Source organism: Neobacillus rhizophilus (genome assembly GCF_018343535.1).
Classification (GTDB): Bacteria; Bacillota; Bacilli; order Bacillales; family Cytobacillaceae; genus Neobacillus; species Neobacillus rhizophilus.
Window position 1 is genome coordinate 337,268 of sequence record NZ_JAGYPF010000004.1, and the last position, 19,180, is coordinate 356,447.

Below are 19,180 nucleotides of genomic sequence, written 5' to 3' on the forward strand. Positions count from 1 at the left end.
GGATGGATAGGATGAATTTTTCATATTCTGAAAAGGTTGTTAACTTGCAAAAGAGAGTTATTATGTTTATGGAGGAGCATGTTTACCCAAATGAAAAGTTATATAAGGAGCAGCTGAATCAACAGGAATCACGCTGGTCTGATATTCCTCCGATTTTGCAAGAACTGAAACAAAAGGCAAAAGCGGAAGGTTTATGGAATTTGTTCTTGCCTGAAAGTGAGTATGGGGCAGGATTAACCAATCTGGAATATGCACCGCTTTGTGAGATTATGGGGAGATCCGTCATTGGACCGGAAGTATTTAATTGCAGCGCACCAGATACAGGAAACATGGAAGTTCTTGTTCGTTATGGGACGGAAGCGCAAAAGAAACAATGGCTTGAACCGCTTTTGGCCGGCGAGATTCGTTCCTGTTTTTCGATGACAGAGCCAGATGTGGCTTCCAGTGACGCAACCAATATTGAAACAAGCATTATCAGAGATGGTGATGAATATGTCATCAATGGCAGGAAATGGTGGTCTTCAGGAGCTGGGGATCCTCGCTGCAAGATTGCGATTGTGATGGGGAAAAATGATCCTAACGCAAAGTTGCATGAACAGCAGTCTATGATTCTCGTACCATTAAACACACCAGGTGTGAAGATTGAACGAATCCTGCCGGTGTTTGGGTATGATGATGCCCCTCATGGACACGCGGAAATTGTCTATGAAAATGTCCGGGTGCCAGCTGAGAATATGCTATGGGAAGAAGGAAAAGGATTCGCGATTGCCCAAGGGCGGCTTGGACCGGGCAGGATTCATCATTGCATGAGATTAATCGGCCTGGCAGAACGTGCACTTGAAGACCTCACCAAGCGCGTGCTAAACCGGACTGCTTTTGGTAAAAAAATTGCGGAGCAGGGTGTTGTTCAAGAGTGGATTGCAGAATCAAGAATTGAAATAGAGCAAGCACGTTTATTGACATTGAAAGCGGCCTATATGATGGACACAGTTGGAAATAAAGAAGCGAAAGCCGAAATTGCGATGATTAAAGTGGTTGCACCAAATATGGCACTAAAAGTCCTTGACCGTGCGATTCAAGCTTTTGGCGCTGCCGGCGTAAGTGATGATTTCACGCTTGCCTATCATTGGGCACAGGCACGTACATTAAGACTCGCCGATGGTCCTGATGAAGTACACCGCCGTCAGATTGCTAGATTGGAACTTAAAAAATATCAAACTCCAGAATTATCGGCAGTCCGGAGTTAAAAACAATACCCAATGTTCAGGTAATGAGAGGTCAGTCCTCCATTGCCTGAACATTTTTTTAGAATGGAGTGGAAAGAAATGAAGGAAACCTTTCGTGACACGATTGATGTGAGAAAAGGGGAGGAGCTCGATCAAGAGAAGCTGCAAAAGTTTATTCATGAACATATCGAGGACGCCCCTGCGGGTAAATTGGAGATTGAACAATTTGGTGCAGGTCAATCCAATCTGACCTATTTAATACGAGTTGGTGAATGGGAGGCTGTGCTGCGGCGGCCGCCGCACGGACCTGTTGCCCCAAAAGCCCATGATATGGAGCGGGAATATACGATTTTATCGAATGTGCACCCGATCTTTTCAACTGCGCCAAAGCCGTATATTTTTTCCAATGATCACTCCATTGTCGGCAGTCCTTTTTTTATCATGGAAAGAAGAAAAGGGTTGGTGTTAGATAAAGAGTTCCCAACGCATGTTCCCTATCATCCTGGTTTAGGGAGAAAAATATCGGAAATCATGGTCGATCAATTGGTAGAACTGCATCAGGTCGATTACACGAAAACAGAATTACTAAACATCTCAAGGCCGGAAGGTTTTATGGAGCGGCAGACTGGCGGCTGGATTAAACGGTATGAAAATGCAAAAACGGAAGAGGTTCCCGGTGTTAAGGAGTTAACTTCATGGCTGCAAAAAAACATCCCTGTTTCCCCTAAACCTACCATCATTCAATATGATTATAAATTGAATAATGCGATGTTTTCGGAGGATTTTCGTGTGATGACCGGTTTGTTTGATTGGGAAATGGCAACAATCGGCGATCCGCTCGCAGATGTTGGGGTTGCCTTATGTTACTGGCTGGAATCCGGCGACCCTGATGAATTAAAAGGAGGGGCAGGAAACCAACCCATTACAGCAAAAGAAGGCTTCTATACTCGCAGAGAATTTTTAGAAAGGTATGCGAAGAAAAGCGGTATTGACGTTTCCAATATCCCTTATTATCTTACCTTCTCGTACTTCAAATTGGCGGTCATAGCCCAGCAAATCTATTACCGGTACTTCAAAGGACAGACCCATGATGAGAGATTTGCACGGATGAATCGAGCAGCTGCTAGCTATATTGAATTTGCCTTGTTGTCAACTAAAGGGCTTTAGGAATGATGCATGGGGACGGTTCTCTTGCCTCAAAATGATTGTGGGATTTGGGACGGTCCTGGTGTCCCAAAGGTACCATGAAATCCGTCCCTATGGCATTTTTTTTAGGCTATTTTCTAAAAGATTGTCGCTAATAAGAATTCGCAATTAAAGAAATAGAAATCGCAAATAAAAGGGGGGATTTCGCAAATAAAAGGGTTAGTTTCGCAAATAAAACTCGTAAAATCAAATAAGGGTGCTGGTTGCACAAAAAGCTTCGGAAAATCCTCTTAAAAAGTGTAATATTACTCTTTGTTACGCCGATTCTATAGAAAGAAACAACAATATTTACGAAAACAGCCTTTTTAAAAAGCTCTTTCAATAAACCAAACAAGTCCAAATGCTAAAATGGCTGCTGAGGTCCCGGGAATGACCCATTTAATTGGTTTCAACGTTAATTTTTTGATCCATAAAATCAGCGGGTATACCAACGAAACAATGATAAGTTGGCCGATTTCGATTCCGATATTAAAAGATAAGAGGGACCGAGCCATATGGTTCGTATCTAATCTCATTTCCGATAATATTCCTGCAAAACCGAATCCATGGATTAAACCAAAAGCAAAGGCAAGCCATGGCTGGTGTTTCGAGTCCTTATTAAAAATATTCATCAGTGCAACGTAGATGATGCTTAAAGCGATAGCGGATTCCACAAATCTGCTTGGCAATTGAACAATGTCGAAAGTAGCAAGAGCCAGTGTGATACTATGGGCAATCGTAAAGGCAGTGACTAAAGAAAGAATGTGACGAAATGTTTTTGCTCCAAAAAGCAAACTAATGATAAAAAGGATATGGTCATAGCCTGTAAAAATATGTTCTAGGCCAAGAACGACAAACTGTTTAACATTTTGCAAAAGGCTTACCTCACCAATTTCTAATTCCCTCGATTCAAATGTAAGAATCTTTTCCTGTTGTTTCCCGTCCATTTTAATGGTTGCGAAATTGGCATGACTTGGATCGGAGTCGTCCATAAACATATTATATTCCATTACTAGTTTTTCAGGTTTATGTTCAATATTATAAGCTAAGTTAATGACCGCAAAGGGTCTTTCCTTAATCGTCTCTATATCTGTTTTTTCCACGCTGCCTTCAATAAGTTGGCTGTCCGCATAAAGTTTTATATGGGTATTAATATATTGCTCCACAATCTTATTGTTAATAAGTTCCTTTTCTGCTGTTGTCTTATTAAGGGCATGCCCGAGTTCTTCTAAATCAAGTTTTAACTCGTAATCTAGCGATTTCTCTTTCACTTCAATGCTTGAAAAACCTTCGCTATTATTGGTATGGGCAGATGATGGGGTAGGAAGAACTGAACTAAATGCTAGTAAAAAGAATAAAATAGGTAACCATAGCTTTTTCATTAATTCCACGTCCATTTCTATTGTTTTCTCGCAATGGTGTTATTTTCAAAAGATAATGGAAAGACGAGGAGTATGAATGCCCCTCGTCAAGAATCCTTAAATTCTTAATTATTTACTTGCTTTCATGAAAATTGGATTGGAGTAGAACCAAAGATCATTCCATGGGTTTTCACCTTTAGGATCTTTTTCTGGTTCTAATTGATCAGTGTTAGTACCACGTAAACGAATGTAACTATCTTTATCCACATCTTTTAAAGTATAAGTAATCGTGATGTATTCACCGTCTTGTTTCCAATCGTTTTCAGTGAAACGCTTCACAACTTTTGTTGTAGGATTAGAAGCAGTAGAGCGGTCTTCCACTTTACCGTTCACTTCTCCCATGATTAAATCTACACGTTTTACATTTGGCTTATCTCCATGAGAGTTCGCAGCGTTTGGATCTTTGATGCGAACTGTTACCGTTACATCAGATTTATTACCTGGAAGTGTAAGTGTTTCGCCGATTGTTGCTGTATTTCCTTTTGCCTTCGCATGCAATGGTGATTTGCCTCCTGCTTGCAGTCTAACATCAAGTTCTGAGATAAGATCACCCGTGGTAACAAACACATTACCTTTACGAAGGTTTTCCATTACATCTTCATAATTTTTCACTGCTTTTACATATGTTTTAGAATATTCACCAGGCCAGAAGTCACTTCCTCCATCACGCCAGTTAACATGTGAGTCAGAGGTAGCAGTAATCCACCAATGTCTTCCTTCACCTAACATCGAATCCCATAAACCGCCAACGATAGCTGACATTTGGTCAAATCCACCCATTGTTGGAGCGTTTACGTTTCCGTATGACCCACGAGATCCTTTAGGATCTATCGAACCATCCCGGTTGATTGCAGCCGCTTGGTGACCAGGTGCTCCTTCCATCCCAATCGAGATATTTGGTGCGGTATCATTCCAATTCCGCAATTCTTGCGGTGTCGTTTGTCCCCAAACACCAATACCTGTCGCTGAACGGGAAGCATGGTGAGCAATATGAATCGGAAGCTCGTCCATTTGTTTCATATAGTTAAGAGCTTCAATCATTTTTGATTCCGTGTTTCGGCTTGGATCATTTGGATATGCATCACGTGAATTGAACTTGCTTTCAATGTCATAGAGCATTTGTGATTCATTTTCGCTTTTTGGGATCATTAATGTGCTGTGATCAGCTGCTGGTGTATCAAACTCCATTCCATAGAATTGAAGAACTTCAGGAACAGCTGCACGGGATTTTAATAATTCGGGATAGGCTTGTTCTAAGTTAACCTTGGAATGATTAGGGCCCCCATGATCTGTTGTCATCATCCAATCCAGTCCATACTTTTTACCATTTTCGGCATTTTTAGAGATTGGATATATAGCATCCCCACCTCTAATAGCAGTCGGAGGATTTGTAGAATTGTCCCAACCAACACTCCATTCACTATGTACGTGGTGATCACCTGCAAGCCATGTAGCATCCTTCTTTTTCACATCTTCATTTGAGACTGACTGTGCTTCTGCTTTTTGATTACCACCCTCATTAAATAATGATTGGGTTGTAAGAGCAGTTGTTGCAAGAACTGTTGTTGCAATGAAAGGAATAGCTTTCTTAAAACGAGTTTTCATTTTCCTTCGCCCCCTTATTAATATGCTTGCTCAACAGCTTAAATATTAAATAAGTTTTATTAGGGGAGAATAAATATTCTGTAAATGTTGTGTAAATTAGGAAAAATAAGACAAAAGGACTATTTCTTTTGGAATGTAATAGTAGATAAAAATTTACAAAATTCAAACTATTACTTAATACGGGTTTAACCATTTTCCATTAAACTCATAAGGGAAGATCAAAACCAATAGGTAGGAGTGAAGTGGAATGAAAAAAATGGTTGTACCAGTCCTAGCAGCATCATTAACACTTTCAACTTTCAACGCAGCGATGGCTGCCCCAAAGGAAGAAGGCAAAATAAAGTCGGTTGAGTTTATTGGAATGGATGCGCCTAAAACAGACCAAGAGAAAAATAACCTTATGTACACGAGAGCATCTGTGAAGGTTACATACAACGATGGAACGAAGAAAACGGTTCCCCTAAGTTATGAAACATTATTCAGACCTGGTGATGTAATTAATGGGAATACAGCAGGAGTGACAATCAATGCAAAGGGCGAAATCATGACAAAAGCAAATGGAAAGCCGTATGTTTCCTCAGCTCCTGACATGAACAGCCTTATGAAGGTCCCTGGACTGCCGGAAAATACTTATTATCTAATTAGCCATTATGAATCCATGCCCAAAAACGAAAATGGGCTTGAAAACCCGGGTGCGATGAGTTTAAGTACAGTTAAAATGGATCCGGCAACAGGAAAATTGACAGTCGTTGATATTAAGCCGATTGATTTTTCAGAAGTTCATGGGATTTGGAAGCCGTGTGCGGGAATCTTAACTCCTTGGAATACCCATCTTGGTTCGGAAGAGACAGATCCCGATGCAAGAGCACACGAAGTAAACCCGACTTCCTCTGCAGTGACCAACTTTACAAAAAACTACTATGGGGATGCAAGTTTAATTGGCAACCCCTACTATTATGGGCATGTCCCGGAAGTAACAGTTAAAGCAGACGGCTCGACAAAAGTGGTCAAACATTACAGTATGGGACGGATGGCATTTGAACGAGTCAAGGTTATGCCTGATAACAAAACGGTCATTTATGGAGTGGACAGTAACCCGGGCGGATTCTTTATGTATGTGGCGGATCAAGAAAAGGACTTATCGGCAGGTACTTTATATGCAGCCAAATGGGTCCAAACAGGAACGGAAAATGGCGGTTCAGCCAAGCTGGAATGGGTTAAGCTGGGACATGCAACAGATCAAGAAATTGAAAAACTCGCCTCTACGTTAAAATTTAGTGATATGTTCGAGGTCACTGATGATGCAGCAAAAGGCAAAGCTGAGGGCTATACAGCGATTAAAACGGCAGCAAACGGAAAAAAGGTTGAATGGGTGAAAGTGAAGCCTGGAATGGAAAAAGCAGCCGCATTTTTAGAAACACACCGTTATGCTGCATACCTTGGGGCAACGGTAGAATTTAATAAAATGGAAGGTTTGGATTTTAACGAAAAAGACAATAAAGCTTATTTAGCCATCTCTTATCAGGAGAACACGATGCTGCCTGAACCAACCGCACCTGTTGACCACATCCAATTGCCGAAGATTAGCGCAGGCGGGATCTATGAGATCGACTTCAAGCCGAATCGTAAAACGACTGATGGCCAAAAAATTGACAGTCATTATGTGCCAGTCAGCATGGCCGGATATTTAATGGGCGAGGATTTAGCCGCTCCTGATGCAGACGGCAATACCGCAAATGTTGATAAAATTGCCAATCCGGATAATGTAATTTATTCAGAAAAAATGAAAACTCTATTTATTGCGGAGGATTCCGGTCATCATCAAAATAACTATACGTGGGCCTATAATGTAGAGACGAAGGAACTGTCAAGAATCTTATCGGTACCTGGCGGCGGAGAATCTACCGGCTTGCAAATGCTTGAAAACCTTGATGGTCACGCCTATCTCATGAACAGTTCACAAAATCCAGCTTATGTAGGCTATATTTCCGGGCTTCCAAGCTTTGATGAGAAGAAAAATAAAAAATAAGCTTAGCATTTACATTGTTTAGCAGTCTTGGTGCATAAGGCTGCTTTTTTTGTGTGCAAAATGATGCATAGGGACGGTTCTTTTGCATCACATCTATATACGACCGAATGTTTCAAGAGTTAGCTGGTTTGGGAGTATAAAGCCTCGTTAAGATTTTTGCTCCTTATGAAATGCTTTTCTAAAAAGGCATTTTCCCTAAATATATTCTCATTGATTCTCAAAAACATGTAAGAGGGAAATATCGTTTGATATTGACGTGGGTATAAAGGCTTAAGGTAAATTGAAGGATTTACTTTCCACCTTCCTTTATTAAAAATTAATAGAGAAGAAGGCAGAAAATTACTTTGAATGATAATTTTTAGGAAGGGAAGTGATCGATAAAATGCTTTATGTATGGGATATTGAGGAGATCATAAGTAGTACTTTAGAAGAGCTCAAATTAGATATTAGTTATGAGATCAACAATAAATTACCTGCACCGATGAGTTATAACGTATCGACAAATACTCTTAAGTTTAACTACCTACAAATAAATGGATACATAGCTAATATAAACTTTAAAATTAAACAGTCAGATGAAGAATGTGTTAGACTTATTCTTTATCGCCAACTCGGCTATTATTTAGATTTTAGGAAAAACAAACATGATTTAAGGACTATTCATTACGGTGGAGATGAAGAAAAAGCACAGCTTCTATCTCAAATAGAAAGGAATGCCTGGGAATATGGCAGAACCTTGGTACCTGAGAAACTATTAATTTCATATGATAAAGTCCGTGAAATTGATAAAATGCTGATAAAAAACTATTAAGAACCCACGGGGACGGTTCTGCAGGCTTTTTTAAACATGAAATTAAAATTGCCATGTGAACCGTCCCTATGTTTCATTTTTGTTTAGCCTTTAACCGCTTTAATTTTCTTTTATGGGTTCTTATTGCGGTCTCCTTATCTTTTAAACTCATGGTAACCACTCCATCGCTTTCTACTATTACCAAATTATTATATCCGCCTTGATAGTTTTTATAGGAAATATTCATAAATCACCCTACCTTTATGAATAATATTTTTTGTGCTATTCCATCTTGTTACTAACGTTAATTGTAGACTTTCTTTTTTAAGGTTTGATTAAAAAGCAGTAATATTTTCTTGAATTATTTGTAACGAATTGACCACTTTGGACGAAAAGGCCAAAACGAGGAAAGCCGAAGTTTGAAAAGTCCTTCATCAAGGCGATGAAGGACAAAACGGAGGAGCCACAGGGAAGAAATGTCCTTCATGAAGGGGATGAAGGACAAAATGAACGAATCGCGGTCAGGAAATGTCCTTCATTCACGAGCAGGGATCCTATTAGTGAACTTTTAGGACTCGCCCATCAATGAAAGAGCGAATAGGTTTTTTATCTTGTTTCATGTATTCTTTAAAACTATCAACATCAATAGGTCCAATCTCTTTATTCGTACCATTTTGAAAAACAGTGAAATGATCACCGCCATTTGAAAGGTAGTTGGTTACTGTCACGGTGTAGGTTTTTTCAGGTTGAATGCGAACACCGTCATCCATAAACATATCGACTACTTTGTCACTGCTAGCTTTCGTATCATTCCAGGTGTATCTCAAACCGGAAACCTGCAGCATCCGCACTTGACCTTGCTGCCACTGTTGATTTAACACCTGTCGGATTTGTTCTCCAGTCAGCCGCATCTTAACGAGATGATGATGAAATGGCAATATCGTTAACAGCTCTTCATGAGTGACAGTCCCAGCTTGAAGATCTGCTCGGATTCCACCAGGGTTCATAAAAGCAAAATCCGTATTCATCATGGAACGCTCGGAATCAGCAATCAGATTGCCCAAAGCAGATTCTCCGTTTTCGTTCCGATTGCCAGCTATATCAAAAGCAGCAGTTCCAACAATTTCGTCCACAACAGAGGTTACTTCTGTTTCGTATTTTTCAATTAATGCTTTCATCTCTGGTGCTGGCTTGATGCCGTCATGATAGGTAACAACAATCTCCGCTTTTTTTCTCACAATGTCTTTCGTTTCCGGGTCAATCTCCAAATCCACATCGGAGAAGGCAGTCCCGTAGGATTCAGCCTGGACAAGCAGCTTTCCGTCAACCTCTGTATTTAGATAGGAATGGCTATGCCCGGCAAACATGACATCTACTTCATCGTCAACCCGTTTGGCCATATCTACAATCTCACCGGTCGCGGCATCGTCGCGGGAAGACTGTTTACCTTCATTGTGGGCCAGGACTATGATTGCTTTCACGCCTTGTTCCTTTAATTCATTCACAGCTTGATTAATGGCAGTTACCTCATCGATGAATTTGACTCCTTCAACCGCGTTCGAATCAACCATGGAAGGGGTATCGTCCGTTACGACGCCGATGAAGCCGATTGGAACGCCTGCTACTTTCATAATTTTATAAGGAGGGAAGAGTGGGGAATTCGTCTTGGCGTTAAGAACATTGGCACATAGATAGGGGAACCCAGCACCGATAAAGAATTCGGACTTTTGGTTGAAACCTCCGCGAATCAATCTGAGCATTTCCTTAACGCCCCGGTCAAATTCGTGATTCCCTAACGTTCCGATATCAAAGCCGATTCGGTTTAACACGTCGATTGCGGGCTCCTCTTGTAAAAGCGAAGAGACGGGTGCACTCGCGCCAACCATGTCGCCGGCGTGAACGATAAGGGTGTTTTTGTTTTCCGCTTTTCTTTCCTTTAAATAGGCAGCGAGATAATCCGCGCGGCCAACTGGCCTTCCGTTTACTTCACGAGTTACATTTAATTGGCCGTGAAAATCATTAACCCCAAGCAATTGAACGTGAATGCGCGACTGACCAGTCTCGATGATGCGAGAAATGCCTGTCGTTTCAGGTCTCCCTGAGTCTAAAACAAAAGCCGCTGAAAACACAGTCGTAAGGATCAAAGCAGGTACAGCTTTTCTGATGGCATTCCCATTCAATGCGCCTTTCACTTTTTTTCCTCCTAAACTATTTTTTAGGGTGCGGATAAAATTTATGGCGGAATTTTTATGTAAAAAAGAGTGTGAGGATGGGGGAGAAGTATTGTGCTATGAACATAACCTGTTATTTCGCTAGTAATCATCCATAATGTTTTTTTCATTAAATCACCCTTTTTTATATTTTTAGTTTTCGAATAACCTGTTTGTATTGCTTCAAGGAATGCAAGGTACCGATAAAGCAATTCTTCATCTTGAAATCAGAAGAAATAAATAGAATGGCAAGAGTAGGAAAAAATTTTTTGGTTCGAAAACGAAGGTCCTTCCAATAGATGAGGTATCCATTTTTCCAAGACCGAACAGACGGAAAGGCATATTGGGTGCTAGAAAGAAAATCGGAAACGGTAGGATGGTTTTGGCTATCTGAAACGAGTTCCGGAAAGTCTATTTCCTTTGAAAAAGTATGCTCAATGTGTAGACTTCCTTCAGAATAGACGCCAAATAAAAAGTCTGTATTTGTCTCGATTAAGACGTCCCATTGAAACAAGAACGTACGTGGAATCAATTTAATCCGTAGGGACCGGATAAAGTGGTGCTCTAATTTTCTTTTTATTAAAAATGCGTAAATGGTCCGGACAACAACATATAGGAAGATAAAAAGATAGATAATAAGAAAGGTTTTTCCAGGTTCATTGAAAGGCAGCAGGCAAAATCCTAGGATATGTACGAAAGAAATAGTTGGGTCAAATAAGGGGAGCGAATCAAAGGCAATCCATTTTTTTGAGAAAGGGAGTAAGACCTGCGTTCCGTGCACATTAAACAAATCAAATAAGACATGCAGAATAACGGATAAGAAGGTCCAAAAGAATAGATGGGAAAAAGACGGCACGTTGAAAAGTGAAAAAATAATTCCTGAAACCCCAGCACTCCATAATGGTAAAGCAAGAAGAGAATGGGACCATGCTCTGTGGTTTCGATAGTAGCTGCCTTTTCCTTTCAAAAGATACATAAAGTCAAAATCAGGGGCATTGGAACCAATGACTGTACCTAAAACAACAGCTTGTGCCAGGGCAGCATTATTAGCGATCACAGGATCAATTTGAGCAAGGGCACCTAATCCCAACCCCATTAAGATGTGAGAAGTTGTATCCATTTCATCACTCCTCTAAAAATGTAAGCTTCTACTTTATTATATTTGAAGTTAGAGTCTACTTTATTAATCTAATGTAAAATGTGTATTTTGTTTTTGTAATGATGTATGGGGACGGTTCTCGGCAGTTTATTGAAAGAGAGATAAAAAAGAAGGGTGCAATTCACACCCTTTACTTTTCTCCCCATATTTTTAAATGAGTTGTAGGATTTACATCATTTTCTTGTGCATCATCCTCGGCAACGTAGCAATCGCCATAATAATTGCAGCGATTGCTACTGTCAACCTTAAACGTCAAAAAGCAACGTGGAAATTCGCGTCGCTTTTTTTTAGCAAGCTAGGCCTTTAGGACCGTACCAAGAGTTAATTTGGTACCAAGTCCAGTAATCTAGGTCTTGAAAAATTGGTCTATGCAGCTTGCAAGGTCCTTATCACAGCAGTTCTTCCCTTTATCAAGAGTCGATACCATTCAGGAGCCATAACATTAAGTGGAACAGACACATGCATCAATTGCGCTGCCGTCATTTGATAATTTTTTTCCCTTAGATGTGAGTGGAGAAATGAACTGAACATTGATGCCTGACCCTTTGCGTTAAAGCTTTAACATGCTGAGTGTCAGGCACCGTGGACCAGTTAGAAAACGAAGGAAAATATTACTTTTTCCTAATGAACATGGACGATCATCGCTGATATAAGGCGTTTATTCTGTTTCTTCTCCAGAAGGCCGAGTCGTTTGGGTTGGAAGGGTATTCCAAAAACTTGTATCCACATTTTCAATTGAACCATCAGCGATGGCTCTAGTTGCTGCATCAAGGGTGGTTATCGTTTGCTGAATCAAATAACCATTGCTTTTTTGTCCAAGCGCGTAAGACTCATAGTTGTGATCAGACATGCCGCGCATTTCAAAGAGAAGTGTTGAAATATCATATTGAACTGCGGCACCATTACGGCCAATTGTTTCCTCTGAACCGCCATTGTACTTTCCAATATTCCCCCATCCCTTAGAGTTAATCGCATTGAACACGACAGCTCCTAATTTTTTGGAACGTTCTAGGACTTCCGGCTTTACATTCCGGTTTGTCGGATAAAGGATGGAGCCTGATACATATTTCCCGTCTATTTCACTTTGAGTTCCTTGATGATGGAGATCAATCATATAATTTATTTTGTACTTTTGTAACACATTATTGTGCAATGCTTGAGTTTCTGGATGTATTTTGGCAACATGGTCACGGTTTAAATCTACGCCAACAGCATTATAGCGAGTCAAATGCCTTCCGCCGTCAGCGACATAGTCATCAAGGGAAAAGTTGACATCACCCATTGCTCCGTCAGCATTTAACATTGGTACGATAAGGATGTTTACATGATCAAGAACACCTTTCATTTTGTTCGTTCCTAAGTGTTTGATAAATTCTAGAGCGCCTTCTGTCGTCAGTTGTTCATTACCGTGTTGTTGGGTTAAAAAGAGGATGGTAGGATTGTTAGGGTTAGAAATATATTTTGCAAGATAAATATCACGGCCTTTTACAGTTTGACCAATCACTTCTAGTTCCATATCCTTTTGTTTTGCATCTTGGGTTTTAAGATTTTCAACTAGTTCATTGTATGTATGTAGGATAGAAGTCTGAATCGACTCATTTCCGCCATAATTCGGCCCTTCACCGACTGCCCCAACGTAATTGGGAGCGCTTACAAAACCTCCGACTACCATTAAACCAGATAATGATAATGCAATGACTTTATTTTTCATTTTATAACCTCCATTTAATTTAATTGTAATAAGATTCCAAAAATTCACTACAAGGAAAATATTACAATTAAAATGGGGGCATGTACATAGTGATTAATTACTGAATTTTTTATCCTTCAATTTGCCTACTAAGGGTGATTTTGGAAATAAAAAATACCGATTTGCTCTTTAGCTCTCACATAATTAAACAGTTATTAATGGCAAAAAACAAACAGGCAGAATTAGAGGAAAGGGTCCTAGAAGGCCCGAATTAAAAATTGATAATCAATCGACTTCCCCAGAGAATTGGTCACTACAAGGGACGGTGAATTTGATGTATTTACATTGCCAGGAGGGGAAGTCTGTTATTAAGTTAACGGGGATGTTTATCCAGGAAGGATTAATGCTTTTTTAGTAGAAGTCCTTATTGAACAAACGGGAGTTAAGTTGATGCAAAATGTATGGTGCTTTATGGAAAAATTATTTTTTGGGAGGGGTTGGGAGAAGAAAGAAATTGAAAAAATTATTGTTAAATCCTTTTTTAATAAAGATAAACAACAAAAAGTTTTATTTGACCATTTGAGCTTTAAATTCAGGGGTAAATGTTCTTCTAGTCCTTGTCATATTGGCGTTCCTCCATAACCGAATAAGATATAATAAACTTCAGAATTTTGTGGGTAACCACCGCAACTTGACAAGGGGCTCCAGGGGCATGCTTTGCCAGCCAGGAAGCCAGATGGCAAAGACATCTGGCTTGCTAGCTAGGCTAGCATACTCGCCTTCTCCTAATAATGTTGCTAGTATAGATATCTTATACTAATTAGCGGTATGCCCTGATTTTGTGATTAGTCTACTGGACCTTATTTTTTGTCCAGTTAAGTGTAGTTCATTCAACGGATATATAATAAAATGGCATCAATTTGCTAATACACCTTGATACTCTTCCTTACTTTCAAGAACACTTTTTGCGTAAGGACATACAGGAATAATATATAAGTTTTCATCTCTTGCATATTCAACTATTTTGTTTACTAATTCTTTGCCTAATCCACGACCATCATGTCCCTCGTATACAACTGTATGGCTTACAATAATTAAATTTCTTCCATTTACATCTTTTCCGCTTGGGATAAATTGAATTCTAGCAATAATTTCATTAGATTCCTCAATATAGAATTCATTCTTGCCCATTTTAATTTCAGTCATTTCCTCATTCTCCTAACTTTTTTAGTTCTGTTTATTTTTGCTCATAAGTAAGTGCTCTGCTTGGACAACGATCAATCACTTCCATGACTTTTTTAGCTGTTGCATTCTGTGGTGATATCCAAGGTCTATTCTGGGTATTGAATACACTTGGCAATCCCTTTACACATTCTGCTGCATGTTTGCAAATATTGGGTTTCCAATATATTATGATACCTTCAGCTTCATAAGTTTTAATATTTTCGCTCATAATATCCTCCTTCTAATAGTTCTGTGGGAATAATAATTTTAAATTACTCTTAATTCTTCTTCTGATCTAAATTTCACAGAACTGTGGGTTTTACCAACAAACGAGCCGCTTGGTAGCAACATGATAAATTTGTGAAAAACAATATTAATTTAATAGTATTTTATGTTATGAGGAATCTCCAATTTGAGACGTGTTATTTAAAAATAAAATAATGTAGACGTAGTGAAGTTATTTATAATTGGATAAACAAAGGGTCGCAGCTGCAGCCCTTTTTCTTGTTCCACTGAAGAGAGGTTAGTTGAATTAGAAAGGAAAAATAAGACAATGAAAAGGGGAATTGATTGTGAATGGAGAATGTATTAAATTAGGAGAAAAATTAAAGAGGGCGGGTAATCTAATGAAATTAAATTCAAAAAGGGAATTAAAAAGTTGGGGCAAATCATTGATGATTGCATTTGGAGTGGTGTTTTTTGTAAGAACATTCCTATTTGCACCTTACATAGTAGAAGGGGCTTCAATGGAACCAACATTACATAATCAGGAAAAAATATTTGTAAACAAACTAAATTTTACAGATAGTTTTAGTAGAGGAGAAATAGTCATTATAAAAGGGAAGGAAGTAAATTATGTAAAAAGAATAATTGGTCTCCCAGGAGATACAATTTTAATGAGAAATGATAATTTATTTATTAACGGTGAATTAGTGAAAGAACCTTATCTTTTACAAAATCTTAAATTAGCTAAAGAAATAGGAAGTCAACGGTTAACAGGCGACTTTGGACCGATCACAGTTCCAAAAGACAAATATTTCGTTATGGGTGATAATAGATTAAAAAGTAAGGATAGTCGTAATGGCTTAGGATACTTCACAAAAAACCAATTTGTTGGACAAAGTGAATTTGTCGTTTACCCTTTCTCGAATATTAGGGAAACAGAGTAATTCTTATTAAGCTAAACGGGTGCTTTACTTGAAGAGCCGGCTGCCATAATTGGCGGCTTTTTTGTTATTCAACCAAAGTAATGATAACGGGCATTGCCCTTGTTTGCAGAGCTGCCATTGAAGGGGGCTTAAATGAGGAAACGGCCTTTACTTTAAGTGATTATTATATTCAACAAATAGAAGAATTAGGAAACTTAAAGGCCATATTGAGATTAACGGAAGAAGCCATAAGTGATTTTACCAATCGTGTTCACGGATTAAATATAGAAAAATATTCTGCACCCATAACTGCTTGTCGGCATTATATTTACAACCATCTTTATGGAGACATTACACTGGAACAACTCGCAGAAATGTGTAGATTAAGTCCCAATTACTTATCATCGCTTTTTAAAAAAGAAGTAGGTATTCCTATAAGTGAATATATACAGCAACAACGAGTAGACGAAGCAAAAAAGCTGTTGGTTATAACAAATTATTCGATTTCAGACATCAGCACCTGGTTAAATTTCAATGATCAAAGTTATTTTATAAAAGTATTTAAAAAATACACAGGTTTAACCCCTAGGCAGTTTAGAAATGATCATTCTTCACGTCATCCATCGACATGATGGGATGAAAATGTATTGTATAAGTAAGGTATGGACACGCAAACTGGGCGACTAATTTTATGAAAAGGGCTGTTCCGTTTGGCTGCCGCAGCTGATTTAGTGGCCGGAGCTTTTTCCTTTTCAGGACAAGTTTGTATCCGGTCGGCATATGAGTGAACCATATTGAGCGTACTAATTGCTAATTCTTGTTGACTAAAGTGTGCAAGGGGTTAACTCCTTTCTTAAAGGTCAGGGAGTTGAAAAAGGGTTCAACAAAAATTTGTAGAAATTTTTTAGCGAATGTTAGGTGTTGCTCTTGTAGTATTCTCAATAGTTTTCTAAAATGGGGACTGCCTTTTTTGCGTATTTTTATTGGTATAACTGGATGGTTAGAGAGGCAAATACGGTATTATTCTAGAAGAATTGGAATATGTACAGATTAATGTAATTCAAAGAAGGATAATGGAGAACGGGTTGAGTCTTTTTGTTAAAGCCCATCTTATATTGTACAAAAGATAGACTAATATCATTTAAAAAATGTTCCGTTAGAGATCTTAATTCTTTTTATATTGTGTCAAGTTTAATTTGTTAAAACGGGAAATTTTGCTTCATATAACTGTAACAAGAGATCGTTGAGATCCCTTGTTTAATTTAAACCTAATTTTCTGCCAACTCCTTCCTATTCGGAGCGTGTGGTGGTTCCTCCATCCATCCCCTTTCTATCAAGATGTCGGCGCCCTCCTTCCCATACTGCAATATTTCAGGAATTAGTTTTGAATATTCAATAGCAAGGTCAATTCGTGCTGATGTAGCTATTGCATGACCAATATAGGTTATTCCTTGTGTATTGAGTATAGTTACAAGGTTCATGATGAGCTTTTCTGAAAAAGGAGATACAGTAGAAGTTGACACTTCTGAGTTAACCATTATAGTGCCAAGCAGATCATCCTTGATTAAAGTATGGTTTAGGAAATGAATTTGTTTTTGAGCTAATTCTTTTCCTTTTGTCAAAAATTTTTTTATTTGTTCATCTTTCACAACTTGAATAAATCCAGTGAGTATGACTACAGCAAAATAGTTCCTTTCAATGTTAAAAAATATTTCAGATAGTTCAAGAACATTTAGAGGACGTTGCTTTTCGAACCACTTGGATAAAAATGTTTCTTTCTTTTTAACAAATTCAACTTTATCGGGATAAGGGATCATTGTTGGGCGATCGTATATCCCTTTAGAAAGCATTAGATTTACTGATGTATTATAAAGATCCAATGTGGAAGTTAAACACTTAGAGAAGAAAGATCGAATATCTTCGCGGGCAACATTAGAAATTAGCATACTATAGGACATCAAACCCATACGACTCATCCCGTAAGCGAAGCTTACAGGAAATAAATCGAAAAACAAAGGTGGAGCTGAAAGATCAATGTCTTCATCGGAAAATCCCTTGGGAATAGGGAAATTCTCCTTTTCAAAAATATTCTTGATTTCCTCAATATGTTTTTGTGATATATCTAATGTTAGTTTAATTATGCGCTTAACATCTTCATTGTTCGACTGTTGCAGGAAATGCTTAGAGAGACAGATAGATAAGCTATCCATAATATAAGTAGCCCATAATCCTGCAATTTCTGTTGATGATAAACCAACAATATGTTTTGTATTCATTGAAGAGTTCTCCTCTTAATATTGGATTTTTCTAATTTAAGTATTACTCATACCAAAAAAACTTATTCTTCCTTTCATATTTGTACAGAATAAGCGAAAAAAACAAAAAGGAAAAATCCGGAAGGGTTTGAGTGGACAAGCGTGGAATTTGCTGTTAAATAAGAGTGGAATGGAACTTTTTAATCAATCTTTATTTTAAAGCTACACCTTATCCTTATTCGAATAACCGGGCAGGATAGGATCACAAATATAGTCACTAAGCCTATAATGGATTTATATGTAAAAAGTTGAAAGGAGGATGCTTATGGTTTATATCGCTCTTCTTCGGGGGATTAATGTGGGTGGAAAAAATAAAATTGACATGAAGTTGCTTAAACAAACGTTTGAACAAGTCGGGATGAATGATGTGGTGACATACATCAATACAGGTAATATTATTTTTTCATACAAAGGCCTATCAAAACCTGAACTATCACTTATTTTAGAAAAAGCGATACATAATGATTTTGGATTACAAATTAAAGTAGTAGTTCGTAGTGTCGATGATGTCAGAAGAATCATTAACGCTATTCCAGACACATGGAAAAATGACAAAGACATGAAAAGTGATGTCATGTTTTTATGGGATGAAATTGATGATGAATCTGTACTAGAGAATCTGGTCATTAAACCAAATATTGACACGGTGAAATATGTCCCAGGTGCGATCCTATGGTCGGTTGATAAGAAAAATGTAACCAAAAGCGGAATGTCAAAGATCGTTGGATCAAAGATATACAAACAAGTTACGGTAAGAAATGTCAACACCACTCGTAAGATATATGAGCTAATGCAAGCTCAAAACAGATAGTTCTCCCGATAATTTGAGGTGAATATGATGCTGATATTGTATTCCATAAAAAAAATTGTTAATATAGAAATACAATTATGAGAGGACTGATGGATGGACAATGATTAACTAATCTATATTTATATTTGAAATGAATAACTTCAAACTACAGAATATAGGGTTAGTCTATCCATTTTTATAAATCAGTTTATACTTTATTTGTCATGGTTTCAATGGCAAAAAAGGACTTATTTAATATTAGTGAAAGACTAATCCTTCCAATTACAAATTGGGGGGATTTTTTATTCTCCCATAGGTAAGATTGATGTTTTTTAATCTGTAACTTTATTTAAATAAAGGAGCGAGAGAAATGAGCAATTCAGACACT

16 protein-coding genes are annotated in these 19,180 nt (G+C 38.2%); 8 read left to right on the forward strand and 8 right to left on the reverse strand.

The window, feature by feature from the left end; all coding sequences use genetic code 11:
• Positions 1-11 precede the first annotated feature (11 nt).
• Complete coding sequence (locus KHA99_RS19930) at positions 12-1,247, forward strand: acyl-CoA dehydrogenase (protein WP_213119238.1); 1,236 nt, start codon at positions 12-14, stop codon at positions 1,245-1,247.
• Between the two features lie 78 nt (positions 1,248-1,325).
• Positions 1,326-2,393: a phosphotransferase family protein gene (locus KHA99_RS19935; protein WP_213119239.1), complete on the forward strand. Its 1,068-nt coding sequence runs from the start codon at positions 1,326-1,328 to the stop codon at positions 2,391-2,393.
• 344 nt (positions 2,394-2,737) lie between these two features.
• On the opposite strand, the gene KHA99_RS19940 is transcribed toward KHA99_RS19935, so the two are convergent.
• Both KHA99_RS19940 and KHA99_RS19945 read right to left on the reverse strand, forming a co-directional pair.
• Positions 2,738-3,793 carry a HupE/UreJ family protein gene (locus tag KHA99_RS19940; RefSeq protein ID WP_213119240.1) on the reverse strand — a complete coding sequence of 352 codons (1,056 nt, stop codon included), beginning with the start codon at positions 3,791-3,793 and terminating at the stop codon, positions 2,738-2,740.
• 108 nt (positions 3,794-3,901) lie between these two features.
• A complete protein-coding gene (locus KHA99_RS19945) occupies positions 3,902-5,437 on the reverse strand; it encodes a CehA/McbA family metallohydrolase domain-containing protein (protein ID WP_213119241.1) in 1,536 nt (511 codons plus the stop codon).
• A 247-nt stretch (positions 5,438-5,684) separates the two neighbouring features.
• Between KHA99_RS19945 and KHA99_RS19950 the strand changes: the two genes are divergently transcribed.
• Complete coding sequence (locus KHA99_RS19950) at positions 5,685-7,466, forward strand: PhoX family protein (RefSeq protein WP_213119242.1); 1,782 nt, start codon at positions 5,685-5,687, stop codon at positions 7,464-7,466.
• A 370-nt stretch (positions 7,467-7,836) separates the two neighbouring features.
• A complete protein-coding gene (locus KHA99_RS19955) occupies positions 7,837-8,277 on the forward strand; it encodes a hypothetical protein (protein ID WP_307852109.1) in 441 nt (146 codons plus the stop codon).
• Between the two features lie 536 nt (positions 8,278-8,813).
• Here the strand turns inward: KHA99_RS19955 and KHA99_RS19960 are convergent.
• The 3 genes from KHA99_RS19960 to KHA99_RS19970 all read right to left on the reverse strand — a co-directional run bounded on the left by KHA99_RS19960 (position 8,814) and on the right by KHA99_RS19970 (position 13,336).
• Positions 8,814-10,448, reverse strand: coding sequence for a bifunctional metallophosphatase/5'-nucleotidase (locus KHA99_RS19960; protein ID WP_213119243.1), 1,635 nt, complete (start codon positions 10,446-10,448; stop codon positions 8,814-8,816).
• Positions 10,449-10,611: 163 nt separating this feature from the next.
• The gene (locus KHA99_RS19965; protein WP_213119244.1) at positions 10,612-11,586 is read right to left on the reverse strand and encodes a metal-dependent hydrolase; all 975 of its coding nucleotides are present in this window, start codon (positions 11,584-11,586) and stop codon (positions 10,612-10,614) included.
• Between the two features lie 697 nt (positions 11,587-12,283).
• Complete coding sequence (locus KHA99_RS19970; protein ID WP_213119245.1) at positions 12,284-13,336, reverse strand: M14 family zinc carboxypeptidase; 1,053 nt, start codon at positions 13,334-13,336, stop codon at positions 12,284-12,286.
• A gap of 429 nt (positions 13,337-13,765) precedes the next feature.
• On the opposite strand from KHA99_RS19970, the gene KHA99_RS19975 reads away from it, so the two are divergent.
• Positions 13,766-13,957, forward strand: a complete 192-nt coding sequence (locus KHA99_RS19975) for a hypothetical protein (RefSeq protein WP_213119246.1) — start codon at positions 13,766-13,768, stop codon at positions 13,955-13,957.
• 273 nt (positions 13,958-14,230) lie between these two features.
• Here the strand turns inward: KHA99_RS19975 and KHA99_RS19980 are convergent, their stop codons facing one another.
• Both KHA99_RS19980 and KHA99_RS19985 read right to left on the reverse strand, forming a co-directional pair.
• The gene (locus KHA99_RS19980; RefSeq protein WP_213119247.1) at positions 14,231-14,521 is read right to left on the reverse strand and encodes a GNAT family N-acetyltransferase; all 291 of its coding nucleotides are present in this window, start codon (positions 14,519-14,521) and stop codon (positions 14,231-14,233) included.
• 31 nt (positions 14,522-14,552) lie between these two features.
• Positions 14,553-14,768, reverse strand: a complete 216-nt coding sequence (locus KHA99_RS19985; RefSeq protein ID WP_213119248.1) for a (4Fe-4S)-binding protein — start codon at positions 14,766-14,768, stop codon at positions 14,553-14,555.
• Positions 14,769-15,165: 397 nt separating this feature from the next.
• Between KHA99_RS19985 and lepB the strand changes: the two genes are divergently transcribed.
• The gene (lepB, locus tag KHA99_RS19990) at positions 15,166-15,708 is read left to right on the forward strand and encodes a signal peptidase I (protein WP_213119766.1); all 543 of its coding nucleotides are present in this window, start codon (positions 15,166-15,168) and stop codon (positions 15,706-15,708) included.
• An 80-nt stretch (positions 15,709-15,788) separates the two neighbouring features.
• Positions 15,789-16,319 carry an AraC family transcriptional regulator gene (locus KHA99_RS19995; protein WP_249366785.1) on the forward strand — a complete coding sequence of 177 codons (531 nt, stop codon included), beginning with the start codon at positions 15,789-15,791 and terminating at the stop codon, positions 16,317-16,319.
• A gap of 636 nt (positions 16,320-16,955) precedes the next feature.
• On the opposite strand, the gene KHA99_RS20000 is transcribed toward KHA99_RS19995, so the two are convergent.
• On the reverse strand, positions 16,956-17,963 hold the full coding sequence (locus KHA99_RS20000; RefSeq protein ID WP_213119249.1) for a DUF3231 family protein: 1,008 nt from the start codon (positions 17,961-17,963) through the stop codon (positions 16,956-16,958).
• Positions 17,964-18,267: 304 nt separating this feature from the next.
• Here KHA99_RS20000 and KHA99_RS20005 point away from each other — a divergent pair, with 304 nt between their 5' ends.
• Positions 18,268-18,813, forward strand: a complete 546-nt coding sequence (locus KHA99_RS20005) for a DUF1697 domain-containing protein (protein WP_213119250.1) — start codon at positions 18,268-18,270, stop codon at positions 18,811-18,813.
• Positions 18,814-19,180 lie beyond the last annotated feature (367 nt).